The organism is Pelagibacterium sp. H642 (genome assembly GCF_031202855.1).
Lineage (GTDB): Bacteria > Pseudomonadota > Alphaproteobacteria > Rhizobiales > Devosiaceae > Pelagibacterium.
This window is the reverse complement of sequence record NZ_CP101829.1, coordinates 1,014,713-1,027,753: the sequence shown is the minus strand read 5'-3', so window position 1 is coordinate 1,027,753 and position 13,041 is coordinate 1,014,713. Positions and strand designations below refer to the sequence as shown.

The 13,041-nt window shown below is 64.8% G+C and carries 10 protein-coding genes; 2 read left to right on the top strand and 8 right to left on the bottom strand.

The window, feature by feature from the left end; genetic code table 11:
* Positions 1-129: 129 nt before the first annotated feature.
* From NO934_RS05100 to iolC, 5 genes are all read right to left on the bottom strand, one after another.
* A complete protein-coding gene (locus NO934_RS05100) occupies positions 130-2,772 on the bottom strand; it encodes an EAL domain-containing protein (protein WP_309162706.1) in 2,643 nt (880 codons plus the stop codon).
* A gap of 193 nt (positions 2,773-2,965) precedes the next feature.
* Positions 2,966-3,763 (bottom strand): 5-deoxy-glucuronate isomerase, encoded by a 798-nt coding sequence (iolB, locus tag NO934_RS05095; protein ID WP_309162705.1) that lies wholly within the window; start codon positions 3,761-3,763, stop codon positions 2,966-2,968.
* 318 nt (positions 3,764-4,081) lie between these two features.
* Positions 4,082-4,972 (bottom strand): myo-inosose-2 dehydratase, encoded by an 891-nt coding sequence (iolE, locus tag NO934_RS05090; protein ID WP_309162704.1) that lies wholly within the window; start codon positions 4,970-4,972, stop codon positions 4,082-4,084.
* Positions 4,973-5,496: 524 nt separating this feature from the next.
* Positions 5,497-7,341, bottom strand: a complete 1,845-nt coding sequence (gene iolD, locus NO934_RS05085) for a 3D-(3,5/4)-trihydroxycyclohexane-1,2-dione acylhydrolase (decyclizing) (protein ID WP_309162703.1) — start codon at positions 7,339-7,341, stop codon at positions 5,497-5,499.
* Between the two features lie 178 nt (positions 7,342-7,519).
* On the bottom strand, positions 7,520-9,427 hold the full coding sequence (gene iolC, locus NO934_RS05080) for a 5-dehydro-2-deoxygluconokinase (protein ID WP_309162702.1): 1,908 nt from the start codon (positions 9,425-9,427) through the stop codon (positions 7,520-7,522).
* 222 nt (positions 9,428-9,649) lie between these two features.
* On the opposite strand from iolC, the gene iolG reads away from it, so the two are divergent.
* Positions 9,650-10,642: an inositol 2-dehydrogenase gene (gene iolG / locus NO934_RS05075; RefSeq protein WP_309162701.1), complete on the top strand. Its 993-nt coding sequence runs from the start codon at positions 9,650-9,652 to the stop codon at positions 10,640-10,642.
* 34 nt (positions 10,643-10,676) lie between these two features.
* Here iolG and NO934_RS05070 read toward each other — a convergent pair whose 3' ends face one another.
* From NO934_RS05070 to NO934_RS05060, 3 genes are all read right to left on the bottom strand, one after another.
* Positions 10,677-11,081, bottom strand: a complete 405-nt coding sequence (locus NO934_RS05070) for a hypothetical protein (RefSeq protein WP_309162699.1) — start codon at positions 11,079-11,081, stop codon at positions 10,677-10,679.
* 104 nt (positions 11,082-11,185) lie between these two features.
* Positions 11,186-11,848, bottom strand: a complete 663-nt coding sequence (locus NO934_RS05065) for a DUF1236 domain-containing protein (protein ID WP_309162698.1) — start codon at positions 11,846-11,848, stop codon at positions 11,186-11,188.
* A gap of 196 nt (positions 11,849-12,044) precedes the next feature.
* Positions 12,045-12,467: a class I SAM-dependent methyltransferase gene (locus tag NO934_RS05060; RefSeq protein ID WP_309162697.1), complete on the bottom strand. Its 423-nt coding sequence runs from the start codon at positions 12,465-12,467 to the stop codon at positions 12,045-12,047.
* 111 nt (positions 12,468-12,578) lie between these two features.
* Here NO934_RS05060 and NO934_RS05055 point away from each other — a divergent pair, with 111 nt between their 5' ends.
* A complete protein-coding gene (locus NO934_RS05055; protein ID WP_309162695.1) occupies positions 12,579-13,040 on the top strand; it encodes an Rrf2 family transcriptional regulator in 462 nt (153 codons plus the stop codon).
* Position 13,041: the final 1 nt, after the last annotated feature.

The window sequence follows — 13,041 nt, the reverse complement described above, 5'->3', positions numbered from 1 at the left end:
TCCCTTCTCCCCTTGAGAGAGAAGGTACCCCGAAGAGGCGGATGAGGGGTGCGCGGCGCTGGCCCACCCGCCATCGTGTCCGTCGGTCCTCAATACCTCCATGAAGCACCGACCAACTCACCCCGCAGCCTAGCCCACCTCCCGCCACCGCTCCGCGGCAACGAACACCGTCGCATCCTCCCCCGCCATGGGCCGGGCGATGGTATATCCCTGCAGCGCAGCGCAGCCCATTTCGGCCAGAAGCGCCACATGTTCGCGCGTTTCCACCCCCTCGGCGATCGCCTCGATCCCCAGCGAGGCCCCGATCTCGACGATCGAGGCGACGAGCTGGCGCTGTTCGGCCGATTGGGTGATCGGCTTGACCAATTGCCTGTCGATCTTGAGCCGGTTGGGCCGCAACTGCAAAAGGCTCACGATCGAAGCGTAACCGGTGCCGAAATCGTCGATCTCGATATCGATCCCCAGATCCCGGATCTGGTCGATGTTCCAGGACACCAGGCTGTCGCGTTCGTCCAGATAGATGGATTCGACGAGTTCGAACGAAACCGTGCCCGGCGCGATGTCGAGCCCCCGCAGCGTTCCGATCAGCTCCTCGTCATTGAGCCGCCGCGCTGAAACGTTGACCGACACCCGCGGCACGCGGAGTCCGGCCGCTGCCCATTCGCGGTGCTGGTCCAGCGCCTGCTCGAGGATCAGCTCGTCGATGGCGGCCACCACGTTGAGGTCCTCGGCCACCGCCATGAAGGCATCGGGCGTCAATATCCCGCGCGTGGGGTGCTTCCAGCGCGCCAGGGCTTCCATGCCCACGATATCGAGCGTCTTGGCATCCACTTGCGGCTGGTAGAAGGCGACGAATTCGTCATTCTCCAGCGCCGCCAGAATGTCGTCGGCCACCCGCTTGGCCGTGACGATCTGGGCCTGCAATTCCTCCGAGAAGAACTCCGCGCGGCTGCGGCCCTCGCGCTTGGCGCGATAGAGGGCGATATCGGCGTTGACCAGTATCTGCTTGGCCGCGATGGCGCTCACATCTCCACGCGCGATGCCGATCGACACCCCGAACCGGCACTCGTGCCCCTGGTAGGAAACCGGCTTGCGCATCGCTTCGATGATCCGGTCGGCCAGGCCCTTGAGTTCGATATCGGCCCGCTTCCCCAGGCATAGGATCACGAACTCGTCCCCGCCGATCCGCGCCACGAAATCGGTCGGCCGCACCGCGGATTTGAGCACGTCGGCGGCATGGATCAGCATCGCATCGCCCGCCGCATGCCCCAGCGTGTCGTTGATCTGCTTGAACCGGTCGAGGTCGATATGGAGGATCGAAACGTGCCCTTTCGCTCCCGCGCTCTGGCGCGTATGGGCCTCCAGAATGTGGTCGAGATAGCGCCGGTTCGGCAGCCCGGTCAGCGGGTCGTGCATGGCGTTGTGCTCGATCCGCGCCTTGGCGGTTTCCAATTCGAAGTTTTTCGCTTCCGCCTGCGTTTTGGCCTTGATCAGCGCTTCGGACAGCTTGGCATCGGGCGTCGCGTCCCAGTTGACGCCCAGAAAGCGCATCGAAGCGCCCTTTTCCTGATAGATCGAGCCCGCCGCCCGGATATGGCGGATTTCCCCCGCGGGCGTCACGATGCGGAAGTTGGAAAGATATTGGCTGCCCGTGCTCAGCACCTGGGCGAACTCGTCCTCGGCCCGTTCGCGATCGTCCGGATGCAGTCTGTCGCGCCAGTCGCGATAGGAGCGCGGCGCCCCATCCGCAGGATAAGCGTAGAGCTCGTTCATGCGCGCGTCCCAGGTGAGTGCCCCCGTCTCCACATCGAGTTCCCACACCCCCATCTGCGAGCTGGCCAGCGCCAGCCCCAGACGGCGCGAAATGCGCGACAGCTCGATCTCGCGCCGCCGCTGCTCGTCCATCCGCCGCCGGCGCTCGTCGTTGAGCCGGCCCAAAAGGATGATGGGAACCAGGATCAGCGCTGCGGCCAGCCCCATCCCCATGCGCTGCACTACCGCGTTGGGCGGGTTGGCGCCCCAGCCGTCCGCCGGCGCCGCCCAGATCGTCCAGCCACCCGATGGCAGGGACACCTCGGCGCGTACGGGGTTGTCGGCAAGGATCGCCGGATCGCCATGGAACACGCCGCCCGCGTCCCTGTCTCCGTCGCGCCCGGAAATGGCGATGGCGATCTCGCCGGTCTCGATCACCCCGCTTTCGGCATAGAGCCGGTCGGCATCGATCACCGCCGAAACGATCCCCCAGAACACCTCGCGCCCCTGATCGTCGGTGTAATAGACGGGAAACCGCCCGATAAATCCGCGCCCGCCCTGCACCAGATCGAGCGGCCCGGCCAGCACGATCTCGCGCGTGTTGCGCGCCACCAGCGCCGCTTCGCGCTGGGCGGCATTGGCCGTATAGTCGAGCCCCAGCGCCGCCGCGTTCGCTTCCAGCGGATAGACCATCCGCACCACGAGCTCGGGCGCCGCCGCGATGTTGATGAGCAGGTTTTCCTGGGCAAACAGATAGGATGCGAGCGCCGCGAACCGGTTGGCGTCCATGTCCGGCTCGTTGGAAATCACGCTCACCAACCCATGGACGAGCTGAAGATTGGCATTGACCTTGCCTTCGAGCTGGGCCCGCACCAGCCCCACCTTGTCGAGCACCATGGTGCGCTGGGACTGCTCATAGACTTCGCGGTTCTGGCGTTCGGCGTAAAGAACGGTGATGCCGATCACGATCAGCGCGATCAACGTGGGAATGTTGCTGGCGCGAAATACCGCCCGCCCCAATCGTTCCAGCCTCTGTCGCGCCTTATCCCCCAAGGTGAGCCCCGTGTCCTTGCTTCGGCCACTGTTAGGTCCAAACGATTTAACGCAGCCTTTAAGCGCATCAACTTGCGGCCTGGACAGTCACTCATGCGCTTTCTGGTTAAGAAAGTCAGTATACCTCAAGCCGAGCTCTATGGCATTTCGTAACCGAACTTCACCCGCCGAGCAGCCATTCATGATCCGGCTGGTTATGAAACCGCCACACCCGGTGCGGCCCGGCCATGACGTTGAGATAATAAAGATCATACCCATGGATCGCCGCGCAGGGGTGATACCCCTTGGGCACCAGCACCGTCACCCCATCCTCGATCAGCATCACCTCGTCGAGCGATCGGTCATCGGTATAAACCCTCTGAAACCCGAATCCCTGCGGCGGGTTCAGCCGATGGTAATAGGTCTCCTCGAGATAGGATTCCTCGGGCAGCGCATCGCGATCGTGCTTGTGCGGCGGATAGGACGATGTGTGCCCGCCCGGCGTGATCACCTCCACCACCAGCAGGCTGTCCGCCACCCCGTCCGTCTCGGGCAGGATATTGGTGACATAGCGCGTATTGGTGCCTTTCCCCCGCACCTCCTGGCTCATCGCGTCGGGGCCGATCACCTTCGCCTCCCGCCCCGTGAGGGCAGGGGCCGAACACACCGCAAGTTCCAGTTCGCTCGCCGCCGTCACCGACCACTCGCTGTTCCCCGGCACATAGACCGCCGCCGGTTTGCCGTCGAACGGGCTCATCCGCCCGCCCATCTCCCCTAAGCGTTCGCCCCCGGCAGTCACCGCCCCCGTGCCGGCCACAAACACCAGACAAGCCTCCCGCTCCCCCGTCGCCTCGGCCACGGTTTCGCCCGGAGCGAGCCTGTGCAGGGCGAACCCCACATACGCCCATCCCGCGCTCGCGGGCGTGACATCGATCACCTTGCCGCGGCTGCCGGCAGGCTTGATGAGCAGGTCTGACATGGTCCTCTCCTTCTTGTCTCAGCCCCAGTCCCAAGAGCCTCCCTCTCCCCTCGAGGAGGGCGGGGGGTGAGGGGTGCGCAAAGCTTCGGCAAACGCGAGCGCCAGTGGTTTTCGCCACCTCAGCGCCACCGCTTCGCGGCCACCTTCTCCCACCAGGGAAGAAGGGGCGATTGCGGCAGCGCTTCGGCAACAACCGGTCTTCGTGTCTGCCCCAGCTCACCTTCTCCCCTGGTGGGAGAAGGTGGCCGGAGCGAAGCGGAGGTCGGATGAGGGGGCGCAGCGCTCCCACGAACTCAACCGCAGGCGACCAATTCCAAATCACCCCACCAAAAACTCCGCTTCCTCCACGACCCCGCGCAAATAGGCGTACCCCATCTTGGCATAAGTCAGCGGATGCGCCTTGGCCGGGTCCTGCTCGGCCTCCACCACAACCCATCCCTCATATCCCGCAAGCTCGGAAAACACCGAAGGGAAATCCACGATCCCATCCCCCGGCACCGTATAAACCCCGGCCAGCACGGAGCGCAGAAAGCTCCAATCCTCCGAGTTCGCCCGCAGCATCATGTCCCCGCGCACATCCTTGGTGTGCACATGCGCGATGCGTGAGAAATGGTTCCGCGCCACCCGCGCCGGATCGCCCCCGCCCCAGGTGACGTGCCCGGTATCGAGCAGCAGATGCACCGCATCCCCGGTCGATGCCATCAGCCTGTCGATCTCCGCCTCGGTCTGCACGATCGTTCCCATATGGTGGTGATAAACCAGCTTGAGCCCGAATTCCTGCCTGAGCCTCTGTGCAAACGCCGTCAGCCGCATCCCGAACCGTCCCCAGATCTCATGGGGCAGCACCGGCCTTGCCGAAAGTGGCGTCTCCATCTGCCCGTGAACGGCGTTGGAGGTTTCACACGCGATCATCACCGCGCAGCCCATGTCCCGGAGCAGTTCCGCATGCCCCCGCGCCGCCGCGAGTTCTTCATCGACGTCGCGCAGCAGCAATTGGGTCGAATACCACCCCGAAACCAGCTCATGCCCATGCGCCGTGAGGATCGGCCGTAAAACCTCGGCCTGCCGCGGAAATTTGTTCCCCAGTTCCATCCCGGAAAACCCCGCCTCCCTGGCCTCCGCCAGACAAACCTCCAGCGGCGTCTCCCCGCCGATCTCGATCATATCGTCATTGGACCACCCGATGGGGTTCGCACCGATCCGGATCATGTTTCCTCGTTTTCTTTCATTTGCTTGTCGGTAGCGGGAATCCCATCGGCCGATAAGCCCCGATCTTCTTCTCCCCTTTGGGGAGACTTCGAACCGTCCTTTGGCCAATCGTGCCGGAGAAGGCATGAGAGCTATGCTCGAATGGCTGTCCCGAAGGGGGCGGATGAGGGGGCGCTGAGCTTCCGCATCCACTGCAGATGGCGGATGAAGCGCCGCATCCCTTCATCCGCCCGGCTTCGCCGGCCCACCTTCTCCCTCAAGGGGCGAAGGGTAACCTGGTGCCGAGCTTCGGCAAGAACTGTGGCGCCTGCCAAGAGAGCCTCCTTCTCCCCTGGTGGGAGAAGGGATGGGGATGAGGGCGGCGCTGAGTTTGCCTGCCCAACGCGGTTCGAATGGAACCTCAGCGCACCCCTCATCCGACCTCCGCTTCGCTCCGGCCACCTTCTCCCTCAAGGGGAGAAGGAGATCGCGTGGCAGCACTTCGGCAAGAACACAAACGCCTGCCGCAAGGCCGAAATCGCGTCTCAACCAAGCGTCCGCCCCTTCACCCTCTCCTCATACTCCCCCCTTTTCTCCCGCACCTCTTCCCTCGCGCTCACCTCGGGCACCGCGACGTCCCACCAATGTCCGCCCGCTTCGGTGGTCGCCAATGGATCGGTATCGATCACCACGACACTCACCCCCTCCCGCCCGCGCGCCGCCCCCAGCGCCGCTTCGAGCTCGGCAATCCCCGAAACCTTCTCCGCATGCGCCCCCATGGCCCGCGCATGCCCCACGAAATCGATCTCCGGCATCCGCTCGCGCCGCACATCCTCGAACAGGTTGTTGAAGTTCGCCCCGCCCGTCGCCATCTGCAGCCGGTTGATGCACCCGAACCCGCGATTGTCGAGCACCACCACGGTGAGCTTTAGCCCCATCATCACGGCGGTCGAGAGCTCGGAATTGAGCATCATATAGCTCCCATCCCCCACCATCACGACCACCTCGTCCCCGGGCCGCGCCATGGCGACGCCCAAGCCCCCGGCGATCTCATAGCCCATGCACGAATAGCCATATTCCAGGTGATAGTTCCCCGGTGCCTCGGCCTGCCAAAGCTTGTGCAATTCCCCCGGCAGCCCGCCCGCCGCGCACACGACGACGGCATCCCCAACGCTCCGCTGCACCGCCCCGATCACCTGCGCATCCGAGGGCAGGGGGGCGTTGCTCGCCGTCGTCACGGCATTTGCCTCCTCCAGCCACTCGCGCTTGCCCGCTTCCGCCGCCCCGCGCCAGCGCTCCGGCGCCTGCCAATCCCCCAGCCCGGCATCGAGCGCCTCCAGCCCGGCCCGTGCATCGGCCACCAGCGGCATCGCCCCATGCTTTGCCGCATCCATCGCCGCCACGTTGAGGTGGATAAATCGCACATCGGGGTTCTTGAACAGCGCCCAGGACCCGGTCGTAAAGTCCTGCAACCGCGTCCCGACCGCGATCACCAGATCGGCCTCCTCGGCCATCCGGTTCGCCGCGCTGGTCCCCGTCACCCCGACTGACCCCATGTTCATCTTGTGCGAATGGGGCAGGGCCGACTTCCCCGCCTGCGTCTCCGCGGCCGGCACCCCATGTTTTTCGGCAAACCCCGCCAGCACCTCGCTCGCGCCCGAATAGAGCACCCCGCCGCCCGCGATCAGCACCGGCTTCTCGGCCCCCCGGATCGCCTCTATCGCCCGCGCCAATTCCGCTTCATCGGGCCGCACCCGCCGCTGACGCCACACCGTCTCGTCAAAAAACGATGCCGGATAATCATACGCCTCGGCCTGCGTATCCTGGCACAACGCCAGCGTCACCGGCCCGCACTCGGCCGGATCGGTCAAAACCGCCATCGCCCGTCGCAGCGCCGGCATGATCTGCTCGGGCCGCGTGATCCGGTCGAAATACCGCGACACCGGCTTGAAGCAATCGTTGGCAGAAACCGTCCCGTCGCCAAAATCCTCGACCTGCTGCAGCACCGGATCGGGCGCCCGGTTGGCGAACACATCGCCGGGCAGAAACAGCACCGGCAGCCGGTTGACATGGGCCAGTGCGGCGGCGGTCACCATATTGGTCGCCCCCGGCCCGATCGAAGACGTGCACGCCATCATCCGCCGCCGGAAACTGGCCTTGGCGAACGCGATCGCCGCATGCGCCATCCCTTGCTCATTATGCGCCCGAAACGTCGGCAGCCTGTCCTGCACCCCATAAAGCGCCTCGCCCATCCCCGCGACATTCCCATGCCCGAAGATCGCCCACACCCCCGCAAACAGCGGCAGTCGTTCCCCCTCGATCTCGGTCATCTGCGCCGCCAAAAACCGCGCCACCGCCTGCGCCATGGTCAGCCTGATCGTCCCGGTCATGGATGGCCCTCCGCTGTCTTGGTGAGCTCCACGAACTCAGCTCCCCTTCTCCCCTGGTGGGAGAAGGTGGATCGCCCGAAGGGCGAGACGGATAAGGGGGGTGCTGAGCTAGCGGCAATCACCGGCGGTGGCGTTGTTCGAGAGGCAGCGGCGAGAGCCGCACAATCCAGCACGATCATCACCGCGCCTCCCACGCGCTCACCAGCCCGGCAAACCGCCCCGCCATCTCCGCTACCGCTTCCTCGTCTCCCATCTCCCCAGCCAACCATTTTTCCGCCGCCCCGGCAAAAATCGTACGCCCCACGGCGAACCCCTTGACCGTCCGCGACCCCGCCGTCGCCGCAAACGCCGCTTCCAGCTCCTCGGTCGGCGCGTCGAGCCCCAGCAGCACCACCCCCCGGCAATAGGGATCATGCCTTTCGATCACCTCGTCGATCCGCTGCCATGCCCGCGCCCCCGCCTGCGGCTCGAGCTTCCACCAATCGGGCTTGATCCCTACCGCGTACAGCGCCTCGAGCACTTCCGGCACCGTTTCGTCGCCCACCGCCCCGCTCTTGCCCGCGATGATCTCGATCAGCAATTCCCGCCCCATCCGCCGCGCCGCGTCATGGAGTGCCTTGAGTTTCGCCCTCTGCGCCCCGCGCAGTTCCTCCGGATCGTCGGGGTGGAAAAAGCACAGGCACTTGATGCAATGGTCTACCGGCCATTCGATCAGGCGCGATCCCACGTCCTCGGAAAATTCGAACTTGAGCGGCCGCGATCCGGGCAGTTCCACCGGCCTTCCGATCCAGAAATTGGCGTGCTTGCTCGCCGCGAACAGCGCCTCGCGCCCGTACTTGTCGTCGATCAGCATCCCGAAGCCGTCGCGCCCATCCGCCACCCGCGCCGCCGCCTCCACGGCCAAAAGCTTGAAGGCAGAAATCCGCTCCCGATCGGCCCCCACCTTGTCCGCCAGTTCCTCGAGCTGCGTCCGGTGGTCGATGGCCAGCGCCATCAGCTCCGGATAATCCCGCCGCCGCCCCGTCGTCGCCCAGTGGATATGGTTGAGCGCTTGATCCTTGCGCAGCGCCTTCTCTTGGCTCCCATGCGCGAGAAAATATTGCAGCTCGGAAAAGCTCGGGATTTCCGGCGAACACAACAGCCGCGACACCGCGAACGCCCCGCAGGCATTGGCCCATGTCGCGCAGGTCTCCGGCGTCTCCCCCCTGAGCCACCCGCGCAAGAACCCGCTCAGAAACGCGTCCCCCGCGCCCAGCGTGTTGTACACCTCGATGGGAAACCCTTGTCCCACGATCCCATCCTCGATCCGCTCGGGAATATCGCCGTCGAACACCACGCACCCCATGGGGCCGCGCTTGAGGACGATCACGGCGGAGGACAATGACCGGATCGCCCTCAGCGCGGCATCGAGATCGGTTTCCCCCGAACCGATCAGGATTTCCTCTTCCGTCCCCACGATGAGATCGCAGTGCGGCAGCACGTCCCGCATGCGCGAGGAAACGACGTTGGAGGGCACATAGCGCTCGTCCCCCGCCCCATGCCCCGCCAACCCCCAAAGGTTGGGGCGATAATCGATGTCGAAGATCACCTTGCCGCCATGGTGCCGGGCGAATTGCATGGCGATCTTCTGGGCCGCCGCCGTGGAGGGGCGCGAAAAATGGGTCCCCGTCACCAGCACGGCGCTCGCGCGAGCGATGAAATCCTCGGAGATGTCCCCCTCGGTCAGCGCCATGTCGGCGCAGTCCTCGCGGTAAAAGATCAGCGGAAAGTGCTTGTCGTCCTCGACCGCCAGGATCGCCAGCGCCGTCAGCCGGTCGCGGTCGGTGATGATCCCCTCGGTCGAAGCGCCCTCGCGCGCCATCTGCTCGGCGATGAATCGCCCGAACGGCTCGTCGCCCACGCGCCCCAGCCAGGCCGATTTCAACCCCAGCCGCGCCGCCCCGATCGCCACATTGGCCGGGCACCCGCCCACCGATTTGGCGAAGCTCGAAACGTCCTCGAGCCGGGATCCGATCTGCTGGCCGTAAAGGTCCACCGATGCGCGCCCGATGGTGATCACATCGAGCCGGTCCTCCAACCTGTCCATGCTGGCGGCGGCCTCCGTTCCGCTGATCTGAATTGAAACATCAATTCTGAAAACGTGTCAATTCAGAATGTTTGTTCCATTTTGCTGTTGCTTTCTCGGCCCTGATTGGGAAAACATGGGTCCATGAAACGCCGGTTCGTCAACATTGGCGGGCCTGTGCATTCAACACAGCAAATTCGACCATTCAACACAGGGGGTGTTGAACGGTTCTGGGGAGGGAAAATGGTCCGTTTCGGAATTTTGGGTGCCGGCCGCATCGGCAATGTCCACGCCCGCTCGATCGCCCGTTCGGGCCGCGCCAGCGTCGCTTATATTGCCGACGCAATGCCCCAGGCCGCCGAAGCGCTGGCCTCCGCCGTGGGCGCGAAAACCAAGACGGTCCAGGAGGTTATCGCCTCTCCCGATGTTGATGCCATCCTCATCGCCACCCCCACCGATACCCATGCGGACCTGATCGAACAGGCCGCCCGCGCCGGCAAGGCCATCCTGTGCGAAAAACCCGTCTCCCTTTCGGTCCCGCGCATCGAAGCCTGCCTGCAAGTGGCTGGAAAATCAGGCGTTCCTCTGATGATCGGCTTCCACCGGCGCTATGATCCCAACTTCGCCGCGCTCGAAAAACGCCTGCGTTCGGGCGAAATCGGCGATCCCGAAATCATCACCATCACCTGCCGCGACCCCGCCGCACCCCCGGTCTCCTATATCGAGCGTTCCGGCGGGCTTTACCGCGATATGATGATCCATGATTTCGACATGGCCCGCTTCCTTCTAGGCGATGAAGAACCCGTTACGGTTCATGCACTTGGTGGTGTTTTGACCGATCCGGAGATCGGCCGGGCAGGGGATATCGACACCGCCAGCGTCCAGATGCAGACCGCCTCTGGCAAGATCGTGGTCATCACCAATTCCCGCCGCGCCACCTACGGCCACGACCAGCGCATCGAAGTCCATGGTTCCAAAGGCCTTTTGCGCGCCGCCAACATTCACGACACCACGGTCGAGCTGGCCAATGAGAAGGGCTGGACCGAAGACAAGATCCCCTTCTCCTTCGTCGAGCGCTACCAACTCGCCTACACCGCCGAAATCGAAAAATTCCTCGATTTCCTCGATCGCGGCGAGTCCCCCCGCGCCTCGGGCCATGACGGCCTCATGGCCCAAAAACTCGCCGAAGCCGCCAGCGAAAGCCTGAAATCGGGCCAAGTCGTGCAGCTGGATTAAGCCGATACCCCTCCGGCATCACCGGCACCACCGCTCACGGCGCCGGAAGCCGCACCACCAGCGCACCCTCGCCGGCCCGGATCCGCGCCACCATCGCCTCGATCTCCTCGGCGGTGAAGTTGCCATTGATCACCAGCGATCCGCCGGTGATCGGACTCTGGATGTAGGGCGAGGTCAAAACCTTGCCGTCCAGCAGCACGTCGATCTGGGTGCCCACATTGCGGATGGTGAAATCCCCGAACGCCTTGCGCCCCGCCGCGCTCAATTCGATGTGCAGCGCCGGCGCGCCGCTGTTTGCATCCATTCCTGCCCGCGCTTCAGCCACCTCCAGCGCCACGGTCTCGGCCATGGCCGCGCCTGCCAGCGCTAAAAACGCCGCGGCCCCGGCCATGAGCTGCCGGGCCAGGCGGGCGAAAAACGTCGGAGAAGTATCGGGCATCGTAAAATTTCCTGGGCAACTTTATCCATCTTGGGAGCGGGTTGGGCTTTGACAAGCAAAAGGGGCGGCCTTTCGGCCGCCCCAGTCGATTTTCTTCGGTATGCTTACCGAACGATGTACACGATCTCGCGCGTGTCCGGCGCAACCAGCACCGGCTGGCCGTTGATGTAGGCATAGGAATATTCATAGTCCGGGATGGTCTGCACGGTCACCGTTTCAGGCACCTGCGCGCCGACCACCACTTCACCTTCAAGGTAGATGGGGTCGACCGGGTTCGACTGCACATAGGTGACGGCCTCTTCCGGAGGATCGACCACAACGCCGGCCGTCGCCCCTACGCCCGCGCCGATCGCCGCGCCGACAGGGCCGCCGATCAGGGCGCCGGCGATGGCGCCGCCGGCCGCGCCGGTCACAGTGGAGTTGGCGGTGGTGTCGGGTTCGACGACGCCAACCAGTTCAGGCGGACGTTCGGTCAAAACCACCACTTCCCCGGCAGTCTGGGATTCCACGGTCAGATAGTCCGAATAGGCGAAGCCCACAGTGCCGTTGAAGTCGATCTCGCACCACATGGAGTCGGTCACGCAGCCGGTAACGGTCGCGGTTTCGCCGCTGCCGATCACCCCGATCGCCTCGAACTGCGGCCCCGGGCCGGAACGGATGTTGAGGTCGGTGGTGGCGGTCGCCGTGGCGGTTTGGGCCAGCGCGGTGCCCGTCATCAGCAGCCCGGCGGTGGTCGCCAGGATGGTCTTTGCAAGAGCGGATTTCATTGTTCATCTCCGTTGGTTTGCACAGGCAAACCCTTGGGGGCGACGGCGTTGCCGTCGCGACCCAGGCATCGGCCTGCCTGATCTTCCCCCGCGGCCAGTTGAACGCAGCGCCCACCCCTTCGTTCCGCGCCGCTAACCTTGTGGTAACCACTTCAAACTTGGCTGTGGCTTTCCCGCAACGCGGATTGGCGTGAACCTAAAGCCCGATCTCCCGGATCGGCGCACCGTCGATAAAGAGCCTGCCGCCGGGCTTGAGCACCTTGGCGATCGCCGCCCGTGCCTTCACTCCCGCTTCCGGATGCCGCCCGTCGAGCGCACCCACCCGCACCGCGACGGCGATGTCGAATGGCGCCTCGCCCACTTCCAGCGCAAAGCTCTCCGCCTCGCTCTGGCGGAACTCGAGCCGTCCGGCCGCGATCTCCTCGGCCGAGCCGGCAATCGCCTGGGCAATGGCCTTGGCGGAGCGGTCGATGGCCACCACCTTGCCCGCGCCCACGCGTTTGGCCATCTCCCGCGCCATGGCGCCCGGCCCGCACCCGATCTCGAGCACCCGCATGTCGCGCTTGAGCGGCAATGCATCGACGATATCCAGCAATCTTTGCGAAATTGGGCTGCCCATGATGCTCCTCCTTCGGCCTGCTGGGAGCATCGCCCACCCGCTCGTCCCGCTCAAGGCCTCGATTGACGCGCCGGTCTTCCCCGCGCTACGGCAGAGGCGGAGGTACTCGTCATGCGCACCGACAACCGGCTCTCCCGCATGCTCCATGTGCTGATCCACATGAGCTCGCACACCGGCGCCGCCACGTCCGAAACCATCGCCAGAATGCTCTCGACCAACCCCGTGGTCGTGCGCCGCACCATGGCCGGGCTGCGCGAGGCAGGCTATGTGCGTTCGGCCAAGGGCCACAATGGCGGATGGGAGCTGGCCCGCCCGCTCGAAGAGATCACCATGGCCGATATCTACCGCGCCTTGGGCTCCCCCCATCTGTTCGCCCTTGGCCTTGCCAATGACGATCCGCGCTGCCTGGTTGAAAAATCGGTCAACGCGCGCATCCACGATACGCTCGGCGCCGCCGAGGCCATGATCCTCGAGCAGTTCGCCGCAATGACGCTGGCCCAGGTGCGGGACGATTTCGAGGACCGTCTGGCCCGGACCTCGCACCAATGCGGCCATCCGCACGCAGGAGATTGAG